23 protein-coding genes are annotated in these 25,993 nt (G+C 71.8%); 3 read left to right on the top strand and 20 right to left on the bottom strand.

Annotation, left to right across the window (positions count from 1 at the left end; translation table 11 throughout):
- Nucleotides 1–115: 115 nt before the first annotated feature.
- The 13 genes from ahcY to AB0K35_RS22580 form a co-directional block, all read right to left on the bottom strand.
- A complete protein-coding gene (gene ahcY, locus AB0K35_RS22520; protein WP_091394012.1) occupies nucleotides 116–1,615 on the bottom strand; it encodes an adenosylhomocysteinase in 1,500 nt (499 codons plus the stop codon).
- 279 nt (nucleotides 1,616–1,894) lie between these two features.
- Nucleotides 1,895–3,058, bottom strand: coding sequence for a mannose-6-phosphate isomerase, class I (gene manA / locus AB0K35_RS22525; RefSeq protein WP_363887305.1), 1,164 nt, complete (start codon nucleotides 3,056–3,058; stop codon nucleotides 1,895–1,897).
- A gap of 3 nt (nucleotides 3,059–3,061) precedes the next feature.
- Nucleotides 3,062–4,063, bottom strand: a complete 1,002-nt coding sequence (locus AB0K35_RS22530; RefSeq protein ID WP_363887306.1) for a cation diffusion facilitator family transporter — start codon at nucleotides 4,061–4,063, stop codon at nucleotides 3,062–3,064.
- 67 nt (nucleotides 4,064–4,130) lie between these two features.
- Nucleotides 4,131–5,327 (bottom strand): SIS domain-containing protein, encoded by a 1,197-nt coding sequence (locus tag AB0K35_RS22535; RefSeq protein WP_091394020.1) that lies wholly within the window; start codon nucleotides 5,325–5,327, stop codon nucleotides 4,131–4,133.
- A complete protein-coding gene (locus AB0K35_RS22540) occupies nucleotides 5,324–5,509 on the bottom strand; it encodes a Trm112 family protein (RefSeq protein WP_091394023.1) in 186 nt (61 codons plus the stop codon). Before AB0K35_RS22540 ends, AB0K35_RS22535 begins: the two co-directional genes overlap by 4 nt.
- A gap of 61 nt (nucleotides 5,510–5,570) precedes the next feature.
- Nucleotides 5,571–6,956 (bottom strand): phosphomannomutase/phosphoglucomutase, encoded by a 1,386-nt coding sequence (locus AB0K35_RS22545; protein WP_357270747.1) that lies wholly within the window; start codon nucleotides 6,954–6,956, stop codon nucleotides 5,571–5,573.
- A 69-nt stretch (nucleotides 6,957–7,025) separates the two neighbouring features.
- Nucleotides 7,026–8,084, bottom strand: a complete 1,059-nt coding sequence (locus AB0K35_RS22550) for a hypothetical protein (RefSeq protein ID WP_363887309.1) — start codon at nucleotides 8,082–8,084, stop codon at nucleotides 7,026–7,028.
- A gap of 150 nt (nucleotides 8,085–8,234) precedes the next feature.
- Nucleotides 8,235–8,930, bottom strand: coding sequence for a deoxyribonuclease V (gene nfi, locus AB0K35_RS22555; RefSeq protein WP_363887381.1), 696 nt, complete (start codon nucleotides 8,928–8,930; stop codon nucleotides 8,235–8,237).
- A 125-nt stretch (nucleotides 8,931–9,055) separates the two neighbouring features.
- Nucleotides 9,056–9,304 carry a hypothetical protein gene (locus tag AB0K35_RS22560; protein ID WP_363887312.1) on the bottom strand — a complete coding sequence of 83 codons (249 nt, stop codon included), beginning with the start codon at nucleotides 9,302–9,304 and terminating at the stop codon, nucleotides 9,056–9,058.
- A 159-nt stretch (nucleotides 9,305–9,463) separates the two neighbouring features.
- Nucleotides 9,464–9,748 carry a hypothetical protein gene (locus AB0K35_RS22565; protein ID WP_363887314.1) on the bottom strand — a complete coding sequence of 95 codons (285 nt, stop codon included), beginning with the start codon at nucleotides 9,746–9,748 and terminating at the stop codon, nucleotides 9,464–9,466.
- Nucleotides 9,749–9,773: 25 nt separating this feature from the next.
- Nucleotides 9,774–13,772, bottom strand: coding sequence for a toxin glutamine deamidase domain-containing protein (locus AB0K35_RS22570; RefSeq protein WP_363887316.1), 3,999 nt, complete (start codon nucleotides 13,770–13,772; stop codon nucleotides 9,774–9,776).
- 15 nt (nucleotides 13,773–13,787) lie between these two features.
- The gene (locus tag AB0K35_RS22575) at nucleotides 13,788–14,120 is read right to left on the bottom strand and encodes a hypothetical protein (protein WP_238666609.1); all 333 of its coding nucleotides are present in this window, start codon (nucleotides 14,118–14,120) and stop codon (nucleotides 13,788–13,790) included.
- A complete protein-coding gene (locus AB0K35_RS22580) occupies nucleotides 14,117–14,539 on the bottom strand; it encodes a YbaB/EbfC family nucleoid-associated protein (RefSeq protein WP_238666610.1) in 423 nt (140 codons plus the stop codon). The genes AB0K35_RS22575 and AB0K35_RS22580 overlap by 4 nt, the downstream gene beginning before the upstream one ends.
- 78 nt (nucleotides 14,540–14,617) lie before the next feature.
- Between AB0K35_RS22580 and AB0K35_RS22585 the strand changes: the two genes are divergently transcribed.
- On the top strand, nucleotides 14,618–15,859 hold the full coding sequence (locus tag AB0K35_RS22585) for an SUKH-3 domain-containing protein (protein WP_363887319.1): 1,242 nt from the start codon (nucleotides 14,618–14,620) through the stop codon (nucleotides 15,857–15,859).
- Between the two features lie 18 nt (nucleotides 15,860–15,877).
- Here the strand turns inward: AB0K35_RS22585 and AB0K35_RS22590 are convergent, their stop codons facing one another.
- Nucleotides 15,878–17,317 carry an aldehyde dehydrogenase family protein gene (locus AB0K35_RS22590; RefSeq protein ID WP_363887321.1) on the bottom strand — a complete coding sequence of 480 codons (1,440 nt, stop codon included), beginning with the start codon at nucleotides 17,315–17,317 and terminating at the stop codon, nucleotides 15,878–15,880.
- A 142-nt stretch (nucleotides 17,318–17,459) separates the two neighbouring features.
- On the opposite strand from AB0K35_RS22590, the gene AB0K35_RS22595 reads away from it, so the two are divergent.
- A complete protein-coding gene (locus AB0K35_RS22595) occupies nucleotides 17,460–18,896 on the top strand; it encodes a gamma-aminobutyraldehyde dehydrogenase (RefSeq protein WP_238666613.1) in 1,437 nt (478 codons plus the stop codon).
- Nucleotides 18,897–18,923: 27 nt separating this feature from the next.
- Nucleotides 18,924–20,231 (top strand): 4-aminobutyrate--2-oxoglutarate transaminase, encoded by a 1,308-nt coding sequence (gabT, locus tag AB0K35_RS22600; protein ID WP_363887383.1) that lies wholly within the window; start codon nucleotides 18,924–18,926, stop codon nucleotides 20,229–20,231.
- A 63-nt stretch (nucleotides 20,232–20,294) separates the two neighbouring features.
- Here the strand turns inward: gabT and AB0K35_RS22605 are convergent, their stop codons facing one another.
- The 6 genes from AB0K35_RS22605 to AB0K35_RS22630 all read right to left on the bottom strand — a co-directional run bounded on the left by AB0K35_RS22605 (nucleotide 20,295) and on the right by AB0K35_RS22630 (nucleotide 25,639).
- Nucleotides 20,295–20,969 carry a hypothetical protein gene (locus tag AB0K35_RS22605; RefSeq protein WP_363887324.1) on the bottom strand — a complete coding sequence of 225 codons (675 nt, stop codon included), beginning with the start codon at nucleotides 20,967–20,969 and terminating at the stop codon, nucleotides 20,295–20,297.
- A 57-nt stretch (nucleotides 20,970–21,026) separates the two neighbouring features.
- Nucleotides 21,027–21,704: a M15 family metallopeptidase gene (locus AB0K35_RS22610; protein ID WP_363887326.1), complete on the bottom strand. Its 678-nt coding sequence runs from the start codon at nucleotides 21,702–21,704 to the stop codon at nucleotides 21,027–21,029.
- Nucleotides 21,701–22,831 carry a D-alanine--D-alanine ligase family protein gene (locus AB0K35_RS22615; protein WP_363887329.1) on the bottom strand — a complete coding sequence of 377 codons (1,131 nt, stop codon included), beginning with the start codon at nucleotides 22,829–22,831 and terminating at the stop codon, nucleotides 21,701–21,703. The genes AB0K35_RS22610 and AB0K35_RS22615 overlap by 4 nt, the downstream gene beginning before the upstream one ends.
- Entirely contained in the window at nucleotides 22,828–23,838 is a 1,011-nt protein-coding gene (locus AB0K35_RS22620; protein WP_363887331.1) for a pyridoxal-phosphate dependent enzyme, read from the bottom strand. The genes AB0K35_RS22615 and AB0K35_RS22620 overlap by 4 nt, the downstream gene beginning before the upstream one ends.
- Nucleotides 23,839–23,912: 74 nt before the next feature.
- The gene (locus tag AB0K35_RS22625) at nucleotides 23,913–24,977 is read right to left on the bottom strand and encodes a HAMP domain-containing sensor histidine kinase (protein WP_363887334.1); all 1,065 of its coding nucleotides are present in this window, start codon (nucleotides 24,975–24,977) and stop codon (nucleotides 23,913–23,915) included.
- Nucleotides 24,974–25,639, bottom strand: coding sequence for a response regulator transcription factor (locus AB0K35_RS22630; protein WP_238666618.1), 666 nt, complete (start codon nucleotides 25,637–25,639; stop codon nucleotides 24,974–24,976). The genes AB0K35_RS22625 and AB0K35_RS22630 overlap by 4 nt, the downstream gene beginning before the upstream one ends.
- Nucleotides 25,640–25,993: the final 354 nt, after the last annotated feature.

The raw sequence follows: 25,993 nt of genomic DNA on the forward strand, positions 1-25,993 counted from the left end.
CAAATCTCCAACCGAAACTGCAAGATCGCGGAAGTGACGGGGGCGCAGCGGGGACGGCCGTGGGGACGACGAACCGGGCCGGCTGCGAACAGCCGACCCGGTTCAGAGACGTCGATCAGTAGCGGTAGTGATCCGGCTTGAACGGCCCCTCAGTGGAGACGCCGAGGTAGGCGGCCTGCTCCTTGGTCAGCGTGCTCAGCTTGGCGCCGAGCGCGCCGAGGTGCAGCCGGGCCACCTTCTCGTCCAGGTGCTTGGGCAGCACGTAGACGCCGATCGGGTACTCCTCGGTCTTGGTGAAGAGCTCGATCTGGGCGATCGTCTGGTTGGCGAACGAGTTCGACATGACGAAGCTCGGGTGCCCGGTCGCGTTGCCCAGGTTCAGCAGGCGGCCCTCGGAGAGCACGATGATGGCGTGCCCGTCGGCGAAGCGCCACAGGTCGACCTGCGGCTTGATGTTGATCCGCTCGACGTCGGACCGCTTGGCCAGCCCGGCCATGTCGATCTCGTTGTCGAAGTGGCCGATGTTGCCGACGATGGCCTGGTGCTTCATCCGGGCCATGTGCTCGTTGGTGATGACGTCGAAGCAGCCGGTGGCGGTGATGAAGATGTCGGCCTGCTCGACCACGTCGTCGAGGGTGGCGACCTGGTAGCCGTCCATCGCCGCCTGCAACGCGCAGATCGGGTCCACCTCGGTCACCACGACCCGGGCGCCCTGGCCGCGCAGCGACTCGGCGCAACCCTTGCCCACGTCGCCGTAGCCCATGACGACCGCCATCTTGCCGCCGATCAGCACGTCGGTGGCGCGGTTGATGCCGTCGATGAGCGAGTGCCGGCAGCCGTACTTGTTGTCGAACTTGCTCTTGGTGACCGAGTCGTTGACGTTGATGGCCGGGAAGAGCAGGGTGCCGGCCCGGTGCATCTCATAGAGCCGGTGCACGCCGGTGGTGGTCTCCTCGGTCACGCCCTTGATGCCGGCGGAGATCCGGGTCCAGCGCTGGCCGTCCTCGCCGAGCGAGCGGTGCAGCAGCTCGAGGATGACCGCGTACTCCTCGGAGTCGGCGGACTCGACCGGCGGGACCGCCCCGGCCCGCTCGAACTCGGCACCCTTGTGTACGAGCAGGGTGGCGTCGCCGCCGTCGTCGAGGATCATGTTGGGGCCCTGCCCGTCCGGCCAGGCGAGCACCTGCTCGGTGCACCACCAGTACTCCGGCAGGGTCTCGCCCTTCCAGGCGTACACCGGAACCCCGGCCGGAGCCTCGGGGGTGCCGTCCGGGCCGACGACGATCGCCGCGGCGGCGTGGTCCTGGGTGGAGAAGATGTTGCAGGACGCCCAGCGCACCTGCGCGCCGAGCGCGACCAACGTCTCGATCAGGACGGCGGTCTGGATGGTCATGTGCAGGGAGCCGGTGATCCGCGCGCCGGCGAGCGGCTGCGCCTCGGCGAACTCGCGGCGGATCGCCATCAGGCCGGGCATCTCGTGCTCGGCGAGCTGAATTTCCTTACGCCCGAACTCGGCGAGCGACAGATCCGCCACCTTGAAGTCGCCGTCGGCGAGCGTGCTCGGCCGGGCCTCGGACGGCGTGCCGCTAGCGGACGCCGGGAGGGTGCTGGTCATGAAAGCTCCTGTCGAACGATGTCTGCGCCGACCCTCCACCTTACGCGCGTCGGCGACTGGCGTCAGGCACGGTCCGCGGACAGCGCACGGGGCGGTCGGTGGTGAACGGACCTTCCCGCCCACGTCCCGCCCGCCCCGCGCATCCCCCCGGTTTGGTTCCCCCGCACGTTCTCGGACCGTCGTCGCGATAACGCTGCGTACTCATAGAGTCACATTCAGGCAAGGCGGCGTCAAGCTATTCCGGGAAAGTCGGACTTGTGTCTTTCGGCCGAGCTGGCGTCAGCGCAGCCCGGACGTCGCCACGTACGCCACACCGGCGCCGTCGATCCGCAGCGGCGCTTCCAACGCCGTACCGATCGCCGCCTCGCCGGAGGCCAGCGTCAGCGCGCCGGCACCGTCGTCCACGGTGACCGAACCACCGGCGCAGAGCACCACCCTGGGTCCGGGCAGCGGCAGCGTCACCGAGGGCACCGCCGCGTCGACCCGCACCCGGTGCAGCGCGAAATCGTCCACCGGCACAGGCCACCAGTCCACGCCCGGACCGACCGGCTGCGCGACGCGCACCGGATCGTCGAGCACCTCGAAGCGCAGCACCCGCAGCAACTCGTCGACGTCCACCCGCTTCGGGGTCAGGCCGCCGCGTAGCACGTTGTCGCTGGCCGCCATGATCTCCACGCCGCAGCCGCTCAGGTAGGCGTGCAGGTTGCCGGCGGGCATCCAGATCGCCTCCCCCGCCTCCAGCCGCAGGTGGTGCAACAGCAGCGCGACCAGCGCACCCGGATCCCCCGGGTACGCCCTGGCCAACCGGCGGGTCAGCTCCGCGTCCGGGCCGTCGGCCGGCGCTGCCACCACCTCGGCCAGCAGGTCGTGACGCGTGGCGACCGGCCAGCCGAGCAGCGTCCGCACCGCCGTCCGCAACCCCGCCGGCCCGGCCCGCAACGCGGCCACCACCGGCGCCAACGCCGGTACGCCGAACGCGGCGAGCGCCTCGGCCGACTCCGCCGGATCCCGGAAACCGCAGAGCGCCTCGAACGGGGTGAGCGCGACCAGCAACTCCGGCTTGTGGTGCGGGTCGGAGTAGTTTCGCTGCCCCTCGGGGCGCCCCGCCTCCGCCGCGTAGCCGGCCTGCGCCTGTTCGGCGTCCGGGTGGGCCTGCAAGCTCAGCGGAGCGTCGGCGGCAAGCACCTTGAGCAGGAACGGCAGCCGACTGCCGAACCGCTCGGACACCCGCTGCCCGAGCCACTGCCCTGGTTCGTCCCGCACCAGGTCACACAGGCTCACCCGCAGACCGGCACGATCCACGTGGGCCGGAGCGCCCGGGTGGGCCCCCAACCACAGCTCCGCCTCCGGGCCCGCGCTCGGCACCGATCGCCCCTGCAGGAGGGCGATGGCCGAACGCGAGCCCCAGGCGTAGTCCCGGATCGGCCCGTACAGTGGCTCCACCCGTCAGCCCCCGGGCCGCCCGGCCGGCTCCCCCGACGTGTCCTGCGGCGCGGCGGTGTCCGCCGCGGCACCGGTGCCGGCCGCGGCGGCAGCGGCGCTGTAGACGTCCGGCTCCAGATAGATCACCCGGGCGATCGGCACCGCGACGCGGATCCGCGCCTCGACGGCGTTGATGCCACGGGCCAGGTCGTGGGCGCTCTCCCACTCCGGAACGGCGATCTTGGCGGCCACCATCAGCTCTTCCGGGCCCAGGTAGAGCGTCTTCATGTGGATGATCCGCTCCACCTCGGGGCCGTCGGTGACGGCCCGCTCGATGGCCGCCAGCTCGGACGCCTCGGCGCCCTCACCGAGCAGCAGGCTCTTCGTCTCGATGGCCAGCACGACGGCGATGACGACCAGCAGGATGCCGATCATCGCGGTGCCGGCGGCGTCCCACTCGCCGTTGCCGGTGATCAGCGTCATGGTGACGCCGAACAGGGCGAACACCAGACCAACCAGCGCGCCGAAGTCCTCCAGGAGCACCACCGGCAGCTCCGGGGCCTTGGCCCGGCGGATGAAACGCACCCAGGACTGGTTGCCCCGGATGTGGTTGGACTCCTTGATGGCGGTCCGGAAGGAGAACGACTCCATGATGATCGCCGACACCAGCACGACCACCGGCAACCAGTGCCACGACTCGATGCCGCCCTTGTGATGCCACTTGTGGTACGCCTCGTAGAGCGCGAACAGACCACCGATGCTGAACAGCACGATGGACACGATGAACGCGTAGATGTAGCGCTCCCGGCCGTACCCGAACGGGTGTTCCGGGGTGGCCGCGCGCTTCGCCCGCTTGCCACCGAGCAGCAGGAGGCCCTGGTTACCGGAGTCGGCGACCGAGTGAACCGCCTCGGCCAGCATCGACGACGAGCCGGAGAGAAGGAACGCGATGAACTTGGTGACGGCGATGCCGATGTTGGCCAGCAGGGCGGCGACAATCGCCTTCGTCCCACCGTTGGCGCTCATGCCACCGCTCCGCTTCGCCGCACGAAGCCGACCGGTCCGCGCATGGCGCGCCGCCCCCTACGTTCGTTCACTGGTTCGACAGCTCCTTCATCTCGGTGATGGCCGGGACGGCCATCGGGTCCAACCCGTGTGCCAGAGCAAGGTAGATCGAGGCGAAATCCGGAACGGCGATCAGCGACGCCAGCCGCTCCAGGGCGGAGCCGCCCTCGGCGGTCACCACGTCGCACCGCACGCCACGGCGCTCCGCGAGGGTCTGCACCGCGTCCGCACGGCGCTCCTCGACGGCGAGCGGCTCATCGGTGTCGTCCTCGGCGTTGAGCCCGCCGTCGCGCAGCAGCACCAGCCGCAGCCGGGTGCCCTCGCCGTCGTCCTCGGCCGGGTCGGCGAAGATGTCCCGCTCCCCCTCGGCCAGGCCGCCGAAGACGCCGTCGAGCAGCCCGACCCGACCCCGCCCGGCCTCACCCAGCGCTCCGGTGACCACCGGGTAGCGGGCGTTGGCCGACAGGGTGTCACCGAACCGGCGTGCCGCCACTGTGGCCAGCGGGGACGAACCCCAGACGATGGGGATCGAGCCGGCCAGGCCCAGCGCCAGTGACTTCGCCGGGTTGACGAAGGACTCGGCGGCGGACCGGCAGCGGTCGGCGTCCGCGTCGAGCCGGGCCGCGGTCTCCGCCAGGTCCGCCTCGTTGACCTTCACCAGCCCGAGGGAACGGGCGGCGAGCAGGACCGGCACTGTGAGCGCCCAGAGGCTGGCCCGGGCCGGCGCACGCCGGGGCACCGGGATGAACGGCGCCCGGGCCTGCTCGGCGATCGACTGCAACTGCGAGTCCGGGGCACCCACTGCGACGAGTCGGGCACCACGGCGGTGGGCCGCCTCGGCGGCGCCGAGCGCCTCCGGGCTACGTCCGGACGCGCTCACCGCGATCACCACGTCGGCTGCGCCCACCCAACCGGGTACGCCAGCGGAGCGGTGCCCGATGATCGGTACCGGGCAGCGTGGCCCGGCGACAGTGGCCAGCACGTCCCCGGTACGCCCGGCGGTGCCGATGCCGGCGATCACGACGGCTCGGGGCCGCCCGTCGTCGGCGAGCACCGCGAGGTTCGCCTCGGCTGCCAGCGCCGCGCTCTCGCGAACCTGCGCACCGGCCGACGCCGTGTGCCGGAGCATGCCGCCCGGGTCGGCCTCGGCCAACGCCTGCGGGTTGTCGAGCAGGGCCTCGTCGGCGTCACGGCGCCCGCTGACCCCGGCCGTACCGTCGATCATGAGGACTGCCCGGGGCCGCCGCGCGCCTCGTCGAGCAGCAGCACCGGCACGTCGTCGCGGACCTCGAAGATCCGGCCGCACTCCGTACAGGTCAACGTCTGCGCCTCGGCGTCATAGGTGAGCGGGGCGTGGTGCGTGTCCGGACAGGCAAGGATCTCGAGCAACTGCGGATCCAGGGCCATGGCGCGGCTCCTTCCACGTGTACGGCTTGACCGGCGGCGGTGCCGACCGGCGCAGGCGATCTTATCGGCGAACGCGGTCGAGCACGTCGTCCCGGAGCGAGACCATCCGATCCCGGGTGGGCGCCTCGACGTTGAGTCGCAGCAGCGGCTCGGTGTTGGAGGCGCGCAGGTTGAACCAGGCGCCGTCAAGGAAACGCAGGGTGAGCCCGTCCATCTCGTCGGCCACCGCGTCGGGGTACGCGGCACGCACCTCGGCCACCGCCGCCGCCTGGTCGGCCACCGTCGAGTTGATCTCGCCGGAGGCGACATAGCGCTCGTACTCACCGGCGAACACGGACAGCGGCAGCGACTGCTCGCCCAGCGCGGCCAACGTGTGCATCGCCGCGAGCATCCCGGTGTCGGCGAACCAGAAGTCCCGGAAGTAGTAGTGCGCGGAGTGCTCGCCGCCGAAGACGGCGTTGGTGCGGGCCATCTCCGCCTTGATGAAGGAGTGCCCCACCCGGGCGACGACCGGCTGCCCACCGTGCTCCCGGATGATCTCCGGGACGGCGCTGGAGGTGATCAGGCCGTGGATCACCGTGGAACCCGGGTGCTTGGCCAACTCACGGGCGGCGACGAGCGCGGTGATCGCCGACGGTGAGACCGGTTCGCCGCGCTCGTCCACCACGAAGCACCTGTCGGCGTCACCATCGAAGGCCAACCCGATGTCGGCCCCGTGCTCGACCACAGCGCGCTGGAGGTCGACCAGGTTCGCCGGGTCGAGTGGGTTGGCCTCGTGGTTGGGGAAGCTGCCGTCCAACTCGAAGTAGAGCGGCACGATCTCCAGCGGCAGCGGCGACAGGGCCGCGTCGCCCAGCACTGTCGGAACGGTGAAGCCACCCATGCCGTTGCCGGCGTCGACGACCACCTTCAACGGCCGGATGCCCGAGAGGTCGACCAGCTTGCGCAGGTAGCCGGCGTAGTCGGGGAGCAGGTCGCGCCGCTCGGCGGGCCGGGTCGGCGCTCCGGCGGGACGAGCGTCGCCCGAGTCCAGGAGGGCCTGGGCCCGCTCCCGGATCTCGGCCAGGCCGCTCTCCTGGCCGATCGGGCGCGCGCCGGAGCGGCACATCTTGATGCCGTTGTACTGCGCGGGGTTGTGGCTGGCGGTGAACATCGCGCCGGGCAGGTCGAGCGAGCCGGACGCGTAGTAGAGCAGGTCGGTGGAGGCGAGGCCGATCTCGATCACCGACCGGCCCTCGGCGCGTACACCGGCGGCGAACGCGGCGGCCAGGCCGGGCGAGGTGGCCCGCATGTCGTACCCGACGACGACGGCGTCACCCGGCTCGTCGGTGGAGTTGAGCAGTTGGGTGAAGGCGGCGCCCAGTGCCTCGGCGGCCCGTTCGTCCCACTGGTCCGGCACCGTCCCACGGACGTCGTACGCCTTCACAATCTGGGACAGATCAGACACGTGTTCCACTCCTTGGCCGCAGGTTAGACACCGATCCTGAGCCTAACGGAGGGCCGGGCCGTACTCCGCTCAGCCGGGGAGGCGGGGAATGAACACGGTGTGGCCGTCACCGTCGGTGGGCGGGTCACCGGGCTTCGGTTGAACCTCGGGCCGACCCGGCATCGGCTGGGTGGCCTCCGGGGCGGGGGTGTCCGGCCGGGCACCGTAAACCCCGCCGACGGCGGGACGCGGTGACGGCACCGCACCACCCCAGGCGGCGGCCGGCGGCTGCTGGCCGTACACCTGACCGGAGCGACCGGGCGCGGGCGGCAACCCACCCCCGGCGCGGTAGGTGGTGCCGCCGGGGTTGCCCGGCAGGGGGCCGGGCGCGTCGTCGGACGGCTTCCGGTCCTGCCGCGAGCGACGGAACAGCAGCACGATGAGCAGCAGACCGACCGCCACCAGCACGATGCCGAAGTACATCACCGGTGACGCTCCGGACGACTCGGCGGCGGTCGCCGTGGTGCTCGGCGCCGCAGAGACGCCACCCTGCGCCAGCGGGTTCGCCGCCTCGTCGACGGTCGCGACCTCGGTCGGGCTCGGAGTCGGCGACGGCGTCTTCGACCGCGACGGAGTCGGCGACGGAGTGACCCGCGCTCCGGTCAGCCGCGCCGCGTCGGTGGCGTGCCCCAGCGTCTGGCCGGCGGCGCTGATACCGGCGCCGGTGACCACGAGACGGCCGCCCGGCGCACCCGCCGCGAACGCCACCCGGTAGCGCACCGTGATGCCCTTGCCCTTGCACAGCGTCGGCTTCGAGGGTGACGTCTGCGCTGTCGACACGGTGCCGGCGCCGCCGCTGACGGCCACCGGGAACCAGCGTCCGCCCGCATTGACCTCGACCGCCACCTGGTTCGGCTGGAGACCCTCCAGGCGGAAACCCAGCGCGGTACGCAGCAGGACGCACCCGTCGGTGCGCTTGCGCACCGCGACGTTCACCCCCTGCGCGGAACCACCGGCGGCGAAGCTGCTGGCCGCGCCCACCCGGACCGAGTCCTGATCGGCCAGCGCCGGTGACGCACCGAGCATCACCAGGCCGCCCGCAAGACCGCAGACCGCCGCGAGCCGTGCCACGCGTCGACGCACTGTCATGATTACCTCGCCGTTCTCCCCGGATGGGGTCCGCGGTCAGGCTACTACCGGCCCACCTGTCCCACCGGACAGTGAGCGCCCCGCATGTGTGCGGCGTTACGGTTTACGGCTCCTCCCGCCGACCTGCTGGCAGCCGGGCTGACCAGCCAATCAGCGGGCCTGCTCCGCCTCGGCGAGTGCGTCACGGCACAGCCGGTCGGCGGTGCGGGTGGTCTCCGGCAGCCGGTAGCGCGGAGTCAACGCGAGCACCTGCGCCGTCGCGTTCTCCAGGCTCATCCGATGGCCGACGCTCACGAAGACCGGCTTCACCCCGTCGCGGGTCCGCAGCACCCGACCGACCACCTCGCCACCGTCGCGCAACGACGACCAGGAACCCCGCTCGGCGGACGGCGGATCCCACACCCCCACCAGTGGCGTCTTCGCCACCCCGATCGCTGGCAACCCGGTGACCACCCCCAGATGGCAGGCGAGCCCGAAGCGGCGCGGATGGGCCAGCCCGTGCCCGTCGCAGACCAGCAGGTCAGGGATGGTGGTCAGCCGGTCGAGCGCAGCGAGCAACGCGGGCAACTCACGGAAGGCGAACAACCCCGGCACATAGTCGAACGCGGGTCGCCCCACACCGACAGCGGAGCCCACCACCGCCAGGGTCCGGGCGTCCACCACCGTCACTGCCGCCGCCAGCAAATCACCACCCTCGGCGTACGCGACGTCCAGGCCGGCCACCGTCGCGGGCGCGCTCGGCCCCGGCCCGACCAGGTCCACCAACGGCCGCAACTCCTCCTGTACGGCCACCGCCTCGGCAACACTGCCCGGCCCTGCTGTCCCAGTGCCCGCCGCGCCGCTCATGCCCGCCGCGCCGCCCCTGCCCGCCGCGCCGCTCATGCCCGCCGTGCGCGATGATCCACTCGGCTTCACGGAAGTCGGGCTATCCCAGGGCTCTGAATGCCCCGACTTCAATGAACCGGAGTCGATCACTCTCGGCCCGACGCGCCGACGCCACCCCCGGCGGCCCTACCGTCCGGGCCGCCCCGGGCGGGGTCACCGTCGGCCCGACCCCTGATCGCACCCAGGCCGAGCGCGAAGGCAGTACCGAAGGCGACACTGAAGGCGACGCCACCCTTCGCACCGAAGACAGGAATGCCGATCGCCAGACCGATCAGGATGCCGACCGGCCAGGCCCAGACGGTGGACCTGACGCTCTGCGTACCGAATCTCGCCACGCGTCGATCTTATTCGGCCCCGCCAGGGCCCCGCCGATCGCCTTTCGCGCTCAGGCCAGCCTCGGTAGCCAACTCGCGGGCCGGGCGAGGACCGGGTCAGCGGCGGCCTGGTCCTGCCGAATCTGGCGTACACCCGACCTGACACTTCGACTTTGCCGCCTATCGGCGGCTCGTGATCGAAGTGACCTCTACGCCCGCCGCTTCAACCTCCGCCCGGACCGCAGCCAGCAGATCCTGCACGTCCGAGTCGCCCGGCTCCGCCAGCAGGTCGATGTCGAGGCGCCACCCTTGGCTGTCCACGTCGCGCCAGAGCCCAACGCTCGCTGATACCCCTGCGATTGTCCGTTTGACTTCGCCGAACAACTCGTCCCAGTCGTCGCCAAGACGCCCGACCTGATTCAGGCCGAGCGCTGCCCGCAGACGACCCAATGTGGCTCGATCCATCTGCCCGTTTAGATCAATTACCCAACTAGCTGACATTCGGTCCCCCAACAATCCAGTCCGAATCTTGGAAGTGGGACGACACTCCGGTTCCGGCTCGATCCGGCGGACCGGCACCAGGGAAAATCGCCGGCACCACGTCGCGGTCCAGGTCACGAGCGTGCCGTTCAGACCAGTCAAACAGGTTGGGGAAGCACTCTCGCGCCACCTTCTTCGTCACAAAACCGTACCTCGCGTTGACGACACGAAGGCCAGGATATTTCTCGGCTGCGTGTTGCCGTGCCCGCTCCACCATCTCATCCGAGGAAATTTGGAAGTCGTAATCACTCGGCTCTTCCAGGCCCAGCCGGTACATGGAGTCGAACGGCCTACGCAGCGGAAGTGGCGCCCCCTGCGACCAGCCCCGCAAACGCGCCAACGCCTCCGGGTCGTCCACCAACTCGGACTCCGTCGGCATTTGCTTGTGGGGGCCCGAGAAAAATCGAGCCGATGAGCCCTGAAGCCGAATGTCGACAGTTGACAGGTCTAGGCCATCCTCCCGCAATGCATCGAAGAGATCGGCTGTCATGCGTGCGAACTGCTCCCGGGTAGCGCCAAGAGGCGCCGACCTGTCGGCCCAGTCCAGGACGGCATCGGGTGTGATGCCGAGGAACTCGCAATCCTTCGGGTTCAACTGGCGGCCAGATTCATCCGCGGGCAACAGTGGACCGGCAGCCTGCCAGCCCCGCTCTTCTGCTGCGGCCTCCTGCACGGTCTCGAATCGGTTCTGCCCGCTATCGGCATCGGGAGCCGAGCCCGGGCCGTCAAGGAGCAGGTACATCCGGTTGATGTACGGGTCGCCGTGGCCGCCGTCGTCGTGCGTCGGCGGGTGGTCCGGCAGGTCGGGTCGTTCGCTGAACCGGCCCCGGGGGAGCCCGCCGAGCGGCATCGGTCGGCCGTCTCCGCTCAGCACCAGCGCGTCGATGCCGACCACGTCAGGGTAGAGAGGCCGGTCCCGGACCACGCCGTTCTGCGGGTCCACGTAGAGAACCGTGCCGTTCTGGTTGAGCGCCACCCAGGCGTGCGAACCGCCGTGCGCCCACTCGGTGACCAGGAACGAGTAACTGCCGTGGCCGCCCAGCAGCAGTTGGTCGTGCAGGTTGCGGTAGCCCCGGTCGGCGGCCTGCCGCGCCTGCCCCGGGTCGGTACGGTGACCGGACGTCGGGGCGAGAAGTTGTTGGAAGCGCCCGCCGGTCACGTCTTCCACCCGGCCGGGGCCACCTGCCTCGCCACGGATGGGGCGCCGGATGTCACCGTCGAGGTAGCCGTCGAAGGTTCGTGGCGCCGACACGCGGGGGCGCCCGTGCACCCACGTCTCGAACAGCGACAGTGTGCAGTCCAGGCAGTTGATGCCTCGGGTGGCGTCGGCCGCAGGACCGCCGTCGTTGAGCAGCCCGAACCAGCCGCCCTGCCGGGGGTCGGCGGTGCGGACGACGGTGCCGTCTGGATCGCGGGGCATTTGTCGTTCGACGTCGACCTGGTGCAGGGCGAGCGGTGGCCGGAGTCCTCCGGGCTGCCCGTACGGCCGGGAGTCGTCGATCGGTGGCGGATCGTCGTCGCCGGTGAGCCTGGACGGGCCGGCAGTCTCCACCGCGCCGAGCGCGAGTGCGCCCACGTCCCGGTTGGCGTGTTCGAAGGTGGCGCTGATGTCCACGACCGGCGGGGCCGTGGTGCCGGCCAGCACCGCGTCTGCCAGGTCACGCCATTCGGAGTACGCGCGAGCTTCCTCGTTCGCGGCGCGCTGCCAGCCGTCTGCCCACTGCCGGTTGCCGGCCTGGTGCAGTTGTCGGGCGTAGGTGGCGTACTCGACGGCTCGACGATCGAGCTCCACGGCTCGGGTGCGCAGTCGGGCGGCCTCGGCCTGCCGGCGGTTGTTCTCGAACGCGATCCGCAGCGATTCGTAGTGGTCCTGGTAGCGCCGCCGCTCGGCGGCTTCCGCCGCCGCGGCCCACTGCGCCGCGTACGCGTCGTTGGTTTCGGGCTCGCGCACCGACGGGGCACCGAACGCCGCCACGTCGACGGGGATCGACGCCCTTCCCCGGGCGGGATGGTCGGGCGCTCGCACCGGTGCGGGCGTCTCCCGGGGCGGGACATGCGACGGCACTGTGAACCGACCCACGACCGGTGGGGTGGAGGCGACCGGCAGCGGCCCGTTGGTGGTGGTCGGGACGCCGAAGGTGATCGCTGCCGCCGGGCCGGTGTTGATCGTTGGTGTGGAGGGGCCGGTCGCCGGAGACCAGGCGGTCGGTCCGTTGGTGGTGGGGTGCGGCGAGCTGCCGGGGTGGGCCGGTGGCGCACCGGTGGCGGCCGGCCCGCCACTCGATGCACCGGTGGCCGGACCGCCGGTCGATTCGAGGGGACCGGTCACGGGCGCGGACGCCGACGAAAGCCTCGGATCAGCACCCACCGCAGGCCGACTCGGATCAGCCACGGCCGAGGTGGCCTGATCGGTAGCCGAAGCCGACGCGACCGGATCGGCAGCCGACGACGACGCGACCGGGTTGGTGGTCACCGCCGAGTGCACGGGGTCGGCCGTGACCGGGTGCGGAACGCCAGCTCTGTCGCCGAACGACCCACCCGTCGACTGTGTCGCCTCGGAGGCGCCCACCGAACGGTTCACCACGTCCACGTCGGACACCGCAGCGACCGGTATCGGTGACGAGGTGTGCACGTCGGGCGCGACCGGAGATGTCGGCCCGACTCCTCGTGATTGCTCGACAACCGGGGACGTCGCCGCAGCCAACTGGTTCGGCGGCGTGGTGGCGACGCCTTCCGTCGCCTGCACCGGAATGCCGGCAGCCGTGACCGGACCTCCCGAAGCCTCACCATCGACAGCCCCCGCAGAACCGCCCCCCGCCGAGGTAGCAGTCGACGAGACCCCGAGCGAGGGAGGTGCTCCCGTCGAGGCCACATCCGCCACGACAGGCAGCACTGGCGGAAGGGAGGGGCCCGTGAACGATGCTCCGGCGAGGGCGTTGGCCTGCGCGTCGAGCCGGGCGCGTAGCGCGTGGTCGGTCTGCCCGGTCGCCGAGCCGGTGGCCCCGGACGCGGCGGCGCGCGCCACGTCCTCCATCGAGGTCAGGCCCTGACCGGTGGCCAGGCTCGCCGCGCTGTCGGCGAGCACCTCGCCGGTCATCTCCCGACCCAGGTGCTCGCCGACCTTCGCCGCTCGCCCGGTCGCGTGCCGGCCCAGGCCGGCCAGCGGCGCCACCGCCCCGCCGGCCAGCCCGCCCACCGCCGAGGCGCCGAGATCGGTCAGGTCCAGGCCGTGTGCCCGCCCGGTGGAGTTCTGGTACGCCTGGGTGGCCAGGGTGACCCCGGCCTCCTCGGTGGCCTCCTCCAGCCCTTCACGGGCGACCCGCTTGGCGAGCCCGCGTGCGCCACCTCGGGCGACCTCCTTGGCGGCCCGCTCGCCGGCCTCCTTGAACCCGTGCCTGAGTGACTTGCTGGCCAGTTGGCCCATCAGCCGCTTGAAGATCTGTTGAACCAGCAGTCGCGTCGCGGTGATCGCCGCGCCGGCGGCCGGGGTTGCCGCACCGGCGGTCAACACCGCCGCCACCGCCACCGTGAGAAGCTCGATGACCAGGATGCCCAGCTCGATCCAGACTTCCAGCTTGGCGCCCTCGATGTCGCAACCGCACTCCTCGACCAGTCGGCCCAGGTCGGCCGTGACCGCGAGCAGCACGGGCAGCGGGGCGTCGGCGCCCTCGGCGATCCCCCGCCAGGCCGCCTCGAACGCCGCGTCGACAGCCCCGACGCCGCCGTACCCGTTGTGCACCTCGACGGCGGCCGCGGCGGCGTCGGCGTGCGGCCCGGCGAGCACGGAGGCGACCGCGTACCACTGGTCGGCGACGTCCCAGACGGCCCGCTCGTTGCCCTCCGGCCACTGCACGCCGACCACCCAGTCGAGGGCCTCGTAGATCCAGCCGGGCACGTCCCACGGCGCGTAGTCCAGGGGGTGCGGGATGGGGCTCGGCAGCACGCTCATCGGGATCGTCGGCTGTCAGCGCCGGTCGGCGGCCCGGCCGACCCGGACGGCGTTGGCCCCGTCGGTCTGCACGCTCGCGTCGACCGCCTCGACCACGTCGCTGCCCAGCTCGGTGAGCCGGTGCCCGACGCCGGCCCAGGCTCGCAGCACTGTCTGCTCGAACCCGCTGTAGTTGCGCTCGAAGGCGGCGCCGATGTCGTCGCGACCCCAGGGCCGGGCACCGCTGGCGGCCTCGATCGCGCTGCCCTCCGCCGCCCGACGGGCCGTCACCGCCTCGCCGGCGAGCGCCAGGTCGGCACCGCCCCGGCGGGCCCGGGACGGATCAAGCCAGAGCTGCCCGTCGGTCATGGCTTCGCCTCACCTTTGCCGAGTACGGCGTCGGCCCGACCGAGCAGAGTGGCGTAATCGCCGGTCTTGAGGAAGTCCGTCGCCCCGGAGCCGGCCGGCATGCTCTCCGCGACGAGGTCGCGGGTGGCGTCTGCGGCGGCCGTCGCGGCGGTCCGGATCGTTTCGGTGACCTTTCGGCCGAGCGCGTCAGCGTCGCGGTCCCGGTAGACGGCCGGCGTCAGCGCGACCTCGATCAACTGGCCCTGCGCGCCCACTGTCGCCGTCACCTGCCCGTCGGCCGACCGGCGGGTCACGCGCAGCGCGGCGAGTCGCGTCTGGAGGGTGTCCAAACCGGATCTGAGCTGCTGGTATTGCCCATAAACGTCGTCGAATCGGGCCCGTAGCTCGCGATTGACGCCCCGATCTGCCTGTTCGTCCACCGCCGCCCTCCCGTCACCGTCGGTAGAGCGAAACAATACCGGCCGCCATCGATCCGTGTAGTCCGGTAGTTTCGATGCGTGATCGACCGTCAACAGGCCGAGCAGCTCGCGGCCACCTGGGCCCGCCGTGACTCGCAGCGCCTCGGCCACGAGTGCACAGCGATGGTCGACGAGTTCGACCTGGGGTGGGTCATCACGTCCGTCGTGCCCACCGAGGTGCGCACGGTGCCGGGTGACCTGCCGACGACAGTCATCGACAAGCAGACCGGCACGGTCACCACCTGGCCCCGGGTGCCGAGCACCGTGGTGGCGGAGCTGTACCGGCGTAGCCAACCCACCGGGCCGACAGCTCCCCGCACTCTCGACCCGTCGAGCCTGCTGGTCCGGGAGATCCATCGGGGTGCCACCCCGAACACCGCAGCGCACCTGACCATCGACGGACGGATCTGGACGGCCCAGGGCACGAAGGCCGACGTGCCACTCAACCATCACCCGCTGGTCCGCGACTATCTCGACCAGTTGCCCCCCGGCGAGCTGGTTCGTGGCGGGGCGGCTCACGCCGAGCTGGTAGTGGTCTCCGACGTCCTGCACGAGTACGACCACCGGCGCGCCGCCGAGGGCATCGCGCCGATGGGGCGGGCCGAGGCGGCGGCGCTGCTGGAGGGCGCGCGCTTCGAGATCTTCCGGATCCGCGAGCCGGGCGATCCCGCTGGTGGGCCCGCCGAGCGGCCCTGCGACTCGTGCATCGCCTTCCTGGTGCGGGCGAACGTCCTGCCGGAGTCCGCCCGCGCCTACACCGAGACCTGGACCGCGCCGAAGGTGCCGGACCCCGATCCTGGGCGGTTCCCCGCAGAGGTCGCGAACGCGCTGGTAGCGGCCGGTTGGCGGCCACACATCGGGGATCAGATCATGGCCGCCGCCGCCGTACGGGACGTCACCTCGGTGCCGGGGCGCAACAATCGGCACGAGGTCTTTCCGGCCGCCGTGGAGGCGCTCACCGCGTTCCCCAGCCTGGTGGGCGCGCGGCGGGGCCGGGGCGAGCAGGTGTGGATCTCCCGTTTCGACATCCGCCCGCACACCATCGCGCACACCGCAGACACCCTCGCGGACTTCGGCGCGGTGCTCGGCGTACGCCTCTTTCCGATCGGCACCGAGCAGCAGGACAGCATCCTGGCGGTGGACGAGCGCGGCCGGGTCTTCGTGCTCGACCAGGCCGGCGAGTGGTTCCTCGGCGACACCATCGACGCCGCGCTGACCACCCTGCTGCTCGGCCGCGCCCCCGCCCGGGTTCGCGACGACGGCACCTGGCAGGCCGACTAGCCCGGCAGTGTTGCCGGCCTAGAGCGCGAGGCCGGTGAGCACCATGACCCGGGGCTCGGTGTAGTCGTCCATCGCGCTGCGCAGCCCTTCCCGGCCGACGCCGCTGCCCTTCACCCCGCCGTAGGGCATCTGGTCGGCGCGGTACGACGGCACGTCACCGATGATCACCCCGCCCACCTCCAGCGCGCGGGCAGCGGCGAAGGCGACGTCCAAGCGCCGGGTGAAGACGCCGGCCTGCAAGCCGTACACCGAGTCGTTCACCGCTGTGAACGCGGCCTGGTCGTCGGCGACCGGGGTGACCACCAGCACCGGCCCGAACACCTCCTCGGCCACTACCTTTGCGTTCGCCGGCACGCCGGTGAGGACGGTCGGGGGGTAGGTCGCGCCGTCGCGGAGGCCGCCCACCTCGACGGTGCCGCCGGCGGCGACGGCCTCGGCCACCCACGACTCGACCCGGCGGGCCGCGTCCTCGGTCACCATCGGCCCGACGTCGGTCAGCTCGGACGCGGGGTCTCCGGTCCGCAGCCCTCGCACCGCCGCCACCAGCCGGGGCAGGAAGTCGGCGTACCGGGCGTGGTGCACGTACACCCGCTGGACGGCGATGCACGACTGGCCGGCCTGGTAGTTGGCGAACGTCGCGATGCGCTGCGCGGCGAAGTCCAGGTCCTCGTCGGCGGTCCAGTCCGCACAGAGCACCGCAGCGGCGTTGCCGCCCAACTCCAGCGTCACGTGCTTGTTCGGCGCGGCGCGGCGGATGGCCGCGCCGACCGGCCCGGAGCCGGTGAACGACACCACCGGTAGCCGGGGTTCGGTGACCAGTTCGGCGGCGCGGTCGTTGGGCAGCGGCAGCACCGAGAACATCCCGGCCGGGAGGTCGGTCTCGGCCAGCAGTTCGCCGAGCAGCAGCGCGGTCAGGGGCGTCGCGGGCGCGGGCTTGACGATGATCGGGGCGCCGACGGCGATGGCCGGCGCCACCTTGTGGGCGACGAGGTTGAGCGGAAAGTTGAACGGCGTGATGCCCAGCACCGGCCCGCGCGGCGCCCTGCGGACCAGGGCGATCCGCCCGCCGGCAGCCGGGTCGGTGTCGAGCCGTTGCAACTCGCCGGAGAAGCGGCGGGCCTCCTCGGCGGCCCAGCGGAAGGTCGACACGGCCCGCCCGACCTCGGCGCGGGCCCACTTGAGCGGCTTGCCGCTCTCCGCGGTGATCAGGGTCGCGATCTCGCCCGCGCGCTCGGCGAGCCGCCGGGACACGTGGTCGAGGGCCGCCGCGCGGGCGTGCGCGGGCAGGGCCGCGGCCTGCGCGGCCACCCCGGCCGCCGCGGCGACGGCGGCGTCGACCTGGTCGGGGGTGGCGAATGTGGTACGCCCGACCGGGCGGCCGTCGTACGGGTGGTGGACTGTCAACTCACCCTCGCCGGTGGCGGGGCGGGAGGCGACGAAGAAGGCTGCGGGCTCCACGCCGAGCAGAGTAGCCGAGCGATCAGCCGACGGAAACAGTCGCGATAACCCTTGTCTGCCGCGAATTCAGTAGCGAAGATGGCAGAGAGATTGCGATAACCGCCGCAGAATCGCGCCCCCGGCCCCCTCGGAGTGATCCCTCATGAGTGACCAGCAGCAGCTGCGCAACTTCGTCAACGGCTCCTACGTCGACCCGTCCGATGGCGGTTACGCCGACCTTGTCGACCCCTGCACGGGTGAGGTGTTCGCCCAGGCCCCGGTCTCCGGCGCCGCCGACGTGGACGCGGCGATGAACGCCGCCGCCACCGCGTTCGAGAGCTGGCGGGACGTCACCCCCGCCGAGCGGCAGCGGGCACTGCTCAAGCTCGCCGACGCCGTGGAGGCACGCGCCGCCGAGCTGGTCGACGCCGAGGTCCGCAACACCGGCAAGCCCCGCCAGCTCACCGCCGAGGAGGAACTTCCCCCGGCGGTGGACCAGTTCCGGTTCTTCGCCGGTGCCGCCCGGATGTTGGAGGGGCGGTCCGCCGGGGAGTACCTGGCCGGGCACACCTCCTACGTGCGGCGTGAGCCGATCGGCGTCTGCGCGCAGGTCACCCCCTGGAACTATCCGCTGATGATGGCGGTCTGGAAGATCGCCCCCGCGCTCGCCGCCGGCAACACCGTGGTGCTCAAGCCGTCGGACACCACGCCGGTGTCGACGCTGCTGCTCGCCGAGATCGCCGCCGAGTTCTTCCCGCCGGGGGTGTTCAACGTGGTCTGCGGCGACCGGGACACCGGTCGTACCCTCGTGTCGCACCCGACCCCGCAGCTGGTGTCGATCACCGGCTCGACCCGCGCGGGCATGGAGGTCGCCGCCGCGGCGGCCCCCGACCTGAAGCGGACCCACCTGGAGTTGGGCGGCAAGGCCCCGGTGGTGATCTTCGACGACGCGGACGTCGAGGCGGCGGCCGAGGCGATCGCGCTGGGTGGTTACTTCAACGCCGGGCAGGACTGCACGGCGGCCACCCGGGTGCTGGCCGGCCCCGGCGTCCACGACGACTTCGTGGCGGCGCTCGCCGAGCAGGCCCGCAACACGAAGACCGGCGCCCCGGACGACGCGGACGTGCTCTACGGCCCGCTGAACAACGCCAACCAGCTCACCCGGGTCAGCGGCTTCGTGGACCGTCTGCCGGACCACGCGGCGATCCAGACCGGCGGGTCCCGCCACGGCGAACGCGGCTACTTCTACGCGCCGACGGTGGTCTCCGGGCTGCGTCAGGCCGACGAGATCATCCAGGACGAGGTGTTCGGGCCGGTCATCACCGTGCAGCGCTTCTCCGACGAGGACGAGGCGGTGCGCTGGGCCAACGGCGTCGACTACGGCCTGTCCGCGTCGGTCTGGACGCGCGACCACGGCCGGGCCATGCGGATGACCCGTCGACTCGACTTCGGCTGCGTCTGGGTCAACACGCACATCCCGTTCGTCTCCGAGATGCCGCACGGCGGCTTCAAGCACTCCGGGCACGGCAAGGACCTCTCGGTCTACAGCCTGGAGGACTACACCCGGATCAAGCACGTCATGCACAACATCGAGGGCTGAACCGTGAGCGCGAGGAGTGAGCCGGGTCTGCGAGCCCCGCGGTCGCGAACGACAAGCGGCGCCGCGCCGACGTCCGAGGAGCTGCACAAGCGGCGCGGCGACGCCGTGGCCCGGGGTGTCGGCAGTGTGATCCCGTCCTACGTGGACCACGCGTCCGGCGCGACGATCACCGACGTGGACGGCCGGGAGTGGATCGACTTCGCCGCCGGCATCGCCGTCACCAGCGTGGGCAACTCGGCACCGAGGGTGGTCGAGGCGGTCCGGGCGCAGGTGGAACGGTTCACCCACACCTGCTTCATGGTCGCGCCGTACGAGTCGTACGTGGCGGTGTGCGAGCAGCTCAACGCGTTGACGCCCGGCGGGTTCGCGAAGCGCTCGGCGTTGTTCAACTCCGGCGCGGAGGCGGTGGAGAACGCCGTCAAGGTCGCCCGGCACGCCACAGGGCGGCCGGCGGTAGTGGTGTTCGACCACGCGTACCACGGTCGGACCAACCTGACCATGGCGTTGACAGCGAAGAACATGCCGTACAAGCACCGGTTCGGGCCGTTCGCCGGGGAGATCTACCGGGTGCCGATGTCGTACCCGCTGCGCGATGGCGGGCTCTCCGGCGCGGAGGCGGCGGCCCGGGCGACCGAGATGATCGAGAAGCAGGTCGGCGCGGAGAACGTCGCCGCGCTGCTCATCGAGCCGATCCAGGGCGAGGGTGGCTTCGTCGTACCCGCGCCGGGTTTCCTGCCCGCGCTGCGGGAGTGGGCGACGGCGGCCGGGGTGGTCTTCGTCGCCGACGAGATCCAGACCGGTTTCTGCCGCACCGGGGACTGGTTCGCCTGTCAGCACGAGGGCGTCGAACCCGACCTGGTGGCAGTGGCCAAGGGCATCGCCGGTGGCCTGCCCCTCGCTGCGGTGACGGGTCGGGCCGAGCTGATGGACGCCGTGCACGTCGGTGGGCTCGGTGGCACGTACGGCGGCAACCCGATCGCCTGCGCCGCCGCCCTGGCCACCATCGAGACAATGCACGAGCTGGACCTGGCCGGTGCGGCCCGACGGATCGAGTCGGTGCTGGTCCCCCGGCTGCGGGCCGTCGCCGAGCGGGATCCCCGGGTCGCCGAGGTACGCGGCCGGGGCGCGATGCTCGCCGTGGAACTGGTGCTGCCGGGCACCCTCACCCCCGACCCGGTCGCCACGGCGGCGATCTCGGCGGCCTGTCACGCCGCCGGCCTGCTCACCCTGACCTGCGGCACGTACGGCAACGTGCTGCGCTTCCTGCCCCCGCTGGTGATCTCCGACGAACAGCTCAGCCGGGGCGCGGACCTGCTCGACGCCGCCTTCGGCTGAGTGGCTGAGTGGCTGAGGGGCTGAGTGGCTGAGGGGCCCGGTGCACGGGCCCCTCCGCCGAGGTCAGCGAAGCACTTCGACAGTGTTGCGGCGCACCAGGTTCTTGCCCGGCTCGCGAATCTGTTCCATCGCTGCGGAGTTGAGCAGCACGCAGCTACCCGACGGGCCGGTCACCGTCACAGTGGTCGCCCGGTTGTTGTCAAGGTTGGTCACCCGCAGCCGGGTGCCGACCGGGAACTGTCCGCTGGTCGCCGCCGGTCCGGCCGCCTCCTCGAAGAAGGTGATCGCCCCGGAGCACGCCGACCGGGGCGCCGGGCCGGGCGCGCCGGGAGACGCGGCGCCCGGACGGACGGTGCCGAGGGCCGGAGCGCCGGCGGGCGGGGCAGCGCCGTCGACGCGTTCCACCACGTTGCGGCGGATCACGTTCTTCCCCGGCTCGCGGACCAGCTCCATGGCCGCCGCGTTGAGCAGCACGCAACTGCCCGACGGGCCGGTCACCGTCACAGTGGCAGCCCGGTTGTTGTCCAGGTTGGTCACCCGCAGCCGGGTACCCACCGGGAACCGGTCGCTGGTCGCCGCCGGTGCCCCACCCTCAGCGGAGAAGGTGACCGAGCCGGAGCAGACCGACGACCGCGCCGGGGCCGTGTCGGCGAAACCGAAGCTGGTCCCCACCGACACGCCCACCGCGGCGAGCACCGCCACGCTCGCTGCCAGCACGTGCCTGCGCTGCACCCTCATCGCCGTCACTCCCGTCCTCGGTGGTGTCCTTCACTCACCGGTACGGACCGGAGCGTCCTACCGTTCAGCCGGCACGGGTATCGATCGTGCGGCGGCCAGGTCCACCGGCCCGTACCGGGTGCGCGGGGCCCCGGTGATCAGCGCCCAGTAACGGTCGCCGTACGACCAGTGCCACCACTCGGTCGGGTAGTTGACCATCCCCGCGCCGCCGAGGGCCTCCACCATGATCTGCCGGTGCCGGCGGGCGGTGCCGCCGATCGCCGGCGCGTCGGTGAAGCAGGCGTCGGCGCTGTCCTCCGGGGTGGCGTCGATGGCAGTGCCCAGGTCCAGTTCCACACCGTCGTCCGTGCAGATCGTCAGGTCCACCGCGCCGCCCGTGCTGTGCGGGGCCACCTCGACCGGTGAGACGAACTTCGTGGTCTCCCGGTGCAACCGCTGCGGCGACCAGTCCGGGTGCCGCCGGCGCAGCTCGTCCCGGTAGCCGGTGAAGATGGCCAGTTGCGCCTGGTACGGCCGGTAGCCCTCGACCACCAGCAGGCGCAGCCCACCAGGCAGGGCACGCTGCGCGGCGAGCAGCCGCTCCACGACACCGGCCCGCAACCGGGCGTACGCCCCGGCCGGGTCGGCCGCCCGGCCGTCGAGCCGCAACTCCGGCAGCTCACGCAGGTCCACGAACTCGTCGCCGTCGTCGGCGCTGGGCACCGCCGCCACCCGGGGGTCGGAGAGCAGGATCATCGGATGCTCCCCGCCGTGCTCGCCGACCGTTCCGCATGCCGGAGCCGGGCCAACTCGACGAGTCGGTCCACCACCTCCCGATAGCCGACCCCGACGGCGGCCCACACCTTCGGGTACATCGAGTGCGCGGTGAAGCCGGGCATCGTGTTCAGCTCGTTGACGTACAGCTCACCGGTCGTCTCGTCGTAGAAGAAGTCGACCCGGGCCAGACCCCAACCGCCGATCGCGGCGAACGCGCGCAGCGACAGCTCGCGGACCCGAGCGCTCACCTCGTCCGGCAGCACGGCGGGGACGATCATCGGGTCGGCGTCGCCGAAGTACTTCTGCTGGTAGTCGAACCAGCCGCCGCTGACCTGCACCTCGCCGACCGCCGACGCCTCGGGACGCCAGCCACCGAGGACCGCGCACTCCAACTCCCGGCCGGCGACGCCCTGCTCGGCCATGACGAGTTGGTCGTGGCGAAGCGCCTCCTCCACGGCGGCGGCCAGGTCGTCACCCTCGCCGACGCGGGAGATGCCGATCGACGAGCCCATGCTGGCCGGCTTGACGAACAGTGGCCGGCTCAGCCCGGTCACCAGCTTCTCCGGGTCGTCGACAGCCCGGTAGGTGTGCGCGTCGAACGACACGTACGGGGTGACCGGGATGCCCTCGGCGCGCAGCGCCCGCTTCATCGCCACCTTGTTCATGCCGACCGCCGAGGCGAGGATGCCGCACCCGACGTACGGCACGTTCAGTGACTCCAGCAGCCCCTGCACCACCCCGTCCTCGCCGTACGGGCCGTGCAGCACCGGGAAGACGACGTCCAGCTCGGCGTGCACAGCGCCGGGGGCATTACCGGCGGACACCTGCACGACACCCGGACGAGGACCGGCCCGCAACTCGACAGCCGGACCGGTCACCACCAACTGGTCGTCGATGGCCCGCTCGCCGGCCGGTCGGTCGCGCAACTCGGCCAGCAGCGCGTCGGGCATCAGCCGGAAGCCGCCGCCGCGGGTGACGCCGATGGCGACAGTGCGGTAGCCGCCACCGGCGAGCGCCCGGGCCACCCCGAGCGCGGAGGCACAGGAGACCTCGTGCTCCGCCGACGGTCCACCGAACAGGATTCCGATCCGAACCGGCGCGCTCACGCCACCGCCCCTTCCTCAGCCAGGCCGGCGGATCGCGGGGCCATCAAGCGGGCCACCAGCGCCTCCTCCACGTTCCCGCCGGTCAGCACCACGCCCACCGTCCGCTGCCGGTCGGCGTCCGGCGGAAGCCGGAGAGCGCCGGCCAGTCCCGCCGCCCCGGACGGCTCGGCGAGCACCTTGAGCTCCGTCAGGATCAGCCGGAACGCCGCCGCGATCTCGTCGTCGTCGACCCGGACGACAGCGCGCAGCGTGTTCCGCACGATGGCGAACGGCAGCTCCCCCACGCAGGACGGCCGCAGCCCGTCCGCGATGGTGGGCGCCGGCGACACCGGCACGCGTACACCTGCGGCGAGGCTGCGGGCGAGCGAGTCGCAACCCACCGGCTCCACGCCGTACACAGCGATGCCGGACCCGGCGGCGGCCAGGCACGCGCCGGCCACCCCGCCACCACCACCCACCGGTACGACAAGCGCGTCCAACGGCGTCCCCGCGCGCTCGGCGTCCTCGATCAGCTCCAGGCTCGCGGTGCCCTGCCCGGCGATCACGTCCGGGTGGTCGTACGCGTCGACGACCGGGTGGCCGCTCTCGTCGCTGAGCCCGTTGGCCACCGCCACCCGCTCCTCGACGCTGGTGCCGGCGAACACCACCCGCGCTCCCGCAGCGCGCGCCCGGTCGACCTTCGTCGATGCCGCGTCGACAGGCAGCACCACTGTCGCCGCGAGCCCGTGCTGCCGCGCCGCCAACGCCACCGCCACCGCGTGGTTGCCGGTGCTCTGCGCGATCACCCCGGTGTGGCCGGCCACCGCGAGGCGGCCGACCGCCCGCAGGGCGCCCCGCATCTTGTACGAGCCGCCGTTCTGAAGGTTCTCCGCCTTGAGCAGGACCCGCGCCCGGGCAAGCTCGTCGATCACCGGGGAGCGCAGCACGGGGGTACGGACCACGCGGCCGGAAAGCCAGCGGCTGGCCTCCTCGACATCGGCCCGGACCTGGCCAACGGTGCGTGTCATCGTCTCTCCTTTTTCGGGCACACCACAGGCGGGATCCAGCGGTACGTGGACCCCGGTGACTGAGGGTGGAAGTGTCAGGTCAAGGTGGGTAGCTGAACGTCGACCCGTAGGCCGCCGTACTCGGCGGGCCGGGCCGCGATGATGCCGTCGTGGGCCTGGGTGATCGAACGGGCGATGGCCAGGCCCAGGCCGGCCCCACCGCCCTGCGAGGTCCGGTCCCGGGCGAGTCGGCGGAACGGCTCGAACAGACCGGCCACCGCCTCGGCCGGTACGGGCTGACCGGTGTTCACCACCGACAGCGCGGGCACGCCGCTCACCACGACGGTCAGTGAGCCGCCCGGCCGGTTGTACTTGATCCCGTTCTCCACCAGGTTGGTGACCAGGCGTTCCAGCAGCACCCGCTCACCGACGACGACCCGGGGTACGAGATGGGTCTCCACTGTGATCCCGGCTTCCCGGGCCCGGTCCAGGTATCCAGCCAGCACCGCCTCGACGATCGTGTCCAACCGCTGCGGTATCCGCGATCGGAGGCCCTGGTCGCTCTCGCTGAGCGCGAGCAGGCCCTCGATCAGTCGTTCGTTGCGCTCGTTGGTCTCCAACAGCTGACTGGTCAGCAGCTCCAACTGCTCACCGGTGAGCGCCCTGGCCATGCCGACCTCGATGAGCGTCCGCTGCACGGCGAGGGGCGTCCGCAGCTCGTGCGAGGCGTTAGCGGCGAACCGCCGCTGCCCCTCGTACCCGGCGGAGACGCGTTCCATCATCTCGTCGATCGCCCGGGACAGCCGGGCCAGCTCATCGCTGCCCCGGGGCCGAATCCGGTGACCGAGGTTCTGCGGGCCGAGATGCCCGATCGGCCCGGCCAGGTCAGCGACCGGACGCAGGCACCACACAGCGGCGAACCAGAGGCCCACCAGGACGGCCACCGTCACGAGCAGCACAGCCACCAGGGGAAGCATGAACGCACCCGGCCGCACGTTGCCGCACACCGTCGCCAACCCGGGCACGGGCAGATCACAGAGCTGCTGCCCCCAGGTCCAGGTGAACCCCGACAGCCACTTGCCCATCGCCGGCAGTACCGGGCCGGCCAGCAGCGCCAGCAGCCCCACCAGCAGCACCCGACGTCGGGGCGTCCAGCTCACGCCGCGCCGCCGATGCGGTAGCCGGCCTTCGGAACGGTGTGGATGATCGCGGGATCGCCGAGCTTTTTACGCAGGGTCATCACGGTGACCCGTACGGCGTTGGTGAACGGGTCCGCGAACTCGTCCCAGGCCTGCTCCAACAACTCCTCGGCGCTGACCACCTGGCCGTCCGCGCGCAGCAGCACGTGCAGCACAGCGAACTCCTTCGGGCTCAGCGCGAGGGGACGGCCGTCCCGGGTGGCCAGGTGCCGGCCCACGTCCAACGCCAGGCCGTCCCGGGCGAGCACCGGTGGCAGCGCCGGCGTGGACCGTCGCCCGAGGGCCTGCACCCGGGCCACCAGCTCGGCGAAGGCGAACGGCTTGGTCAGGTAGTCGTCCGCGCCGAGGCCGAGACCCTCCACCCGGTCCCGGATGCCGGCCGCCGCGGTGAGCAGCAGCACCCGGGTGCCGACCTGTGAGTCGGCGATGCTGCGGCACACCTCGTCGCCGGTGTGTCCGGGCATGTCCCGGTCCAGCACCGCAACGTCGTACCGGTTCACCCCGACCCGCTCCAGCGCACCGTCACCGTCGTAGCAGACGTCGACGGCCATCGAGAGACGGCGCAGCCCTTCGGCCACCGTGTCCGCCAACAACCGCTCGTCGTCCGCCACCAGCACCCGCACGTTTTCCGCTCCCCCGAGTTCGGCTTGCCCGGCATACCGTCGCAGGCCCGGGTTAAGGGTTCTGTAAGCACCCGTCGCAGCCATCCTCCACGCGGGTGTCCAGCGGGCAAACCACCGCAAGCCAGTCCCGGTCGACTTCGTGCCCGTGTCAGTTCATCTGGGTCGTCCGTCCCCACCGACCACGGAGATTGCCATCCAAAGATGAGCTGCCTCACAAGAGACCACACCCCGTGCCCTCGCCCTGAAGTCCACCCCACCCCGCCCCACCCCGCCCCGCCCCGCCGATCTTGCACTTTGTGTTGCCCAAATGTCCCGAAGGCGTTATTCGTCGAGGCAGAAAGTGCAAGATCGACG

The sequence above is a fragment of the Micromonospora sp. NPDC053740 genome, from assembly GCF_040677775.1.
In the GTDB taxonomy this organism is placed as follows: Bacteria; Actinomycetota; Actinomycetes; order Mycobacteriales; family Micromonosporaceae; genus Micromonospora; species Micromonospora alfalfae.

What these genes read in the sequence shown, in the direction of transcription:
- ahcY (WP_091394012.1), bottom strand. Translation starts at nt 1,615, where the DNA reads ATGACCAGCACCCTCCCGGCGTCCGCTAGCGGCACGCCGTCCGAGGCC.
- AB0K35_RS22530 (WP_363887306.1), bottom strand. Translation starts at nt 4,063, where the DNA reads ATGAGCGCCAACGGTGGGACGAAGGCGATTGTCGCCGCCCTGCTGGCC.
- AB0K35_RS22535 (WP_091394020.1), bottom strand. Translation starts at nt 5,327, where the DNA reads ATGATCGACGGTACGGCCGGGGTCAGCGGGCGCCGTGACGCCGACGAG.
- AB0K35_RS22540 (WP_091394023.1), bottom strand. Translation starts at nt 5,509, where the DNA reads ATGGCCCTGGATCCGCAGTTGCTCGAGATCCTTGCCTGTCCGGACACG.
- AB0K35_RS22550 (WP_363887309.1), bottom strand. Translation starts at nt 8,084, where the DNA reads ATGACAGTGCGTCGACGCGTGGCACGGCTCGCGGCGGTCTGCGGTCTT.
- nfi (WP_363887381.1), bottom strand. Translation starts at nt 8,930, where the DNA reads ATGAGCGGCGCGGCGGGCACTGGGACAGCAGGGCCGGGCAGTGTTGCC.
- AB0K35_RS22565 (WP_363887314.1), bottom strand. Translation starts at nt 9,748, where the DNA reads ATGGATCGAGCCACATTGGGTCGTCTGCGGGCAGCGCTCGGCCTGAAT.
- AB0K35_RS22570 (WP_363887316.1), bottom strand. Translation starts at nt 13,772, where the DNA reads ATGAGCGTGCTGCCGAGCCCCATCCCGCACCCCCTGGACTACGCGCCG.
- AB0K35_RS22575 (WP_238666609.1), bottom strand. Translation starts at nt 14,120, where the DNA reads ATGACCGACGGGCAGCTCTGGCTTGATCCGTCCCGGGCCCGCCGGGGC.
- AB0K35_RS22595 (WP_238666613.1), top strand. Translation starts at nt 17,460, where the DNA reads ATGAGTGACCAGCAGCAGCTGCGCAACTTCGTCAACGGCTCCTACGTC.
- AB0K35_RS22605 (WP_363887324.1), bottom strand. Translation starts at nt 20,969, where the DNA reads ATGAGGGTGCAGCGCAGGCACGTGCTGGCAGCGAGCGTGGCGGTGCTC.
- AB0K35_RS22610 (WP_363887326.1), bottom strand. Translation starts at nt 21,704, where the DNA reads ATGATCCTGCTCTCCGACCCCCGGGTGGCGGCGGTGCCCAGCGCCGAC.
- AB0K35_RS22620 (WP_363887331.1), bottom strand. Translation starts at nt 23,838, where the DNA reads ATGACACGCACCGTTGGCCAGGTCCGGGCCGATGTCGAGGAGGCCAGC.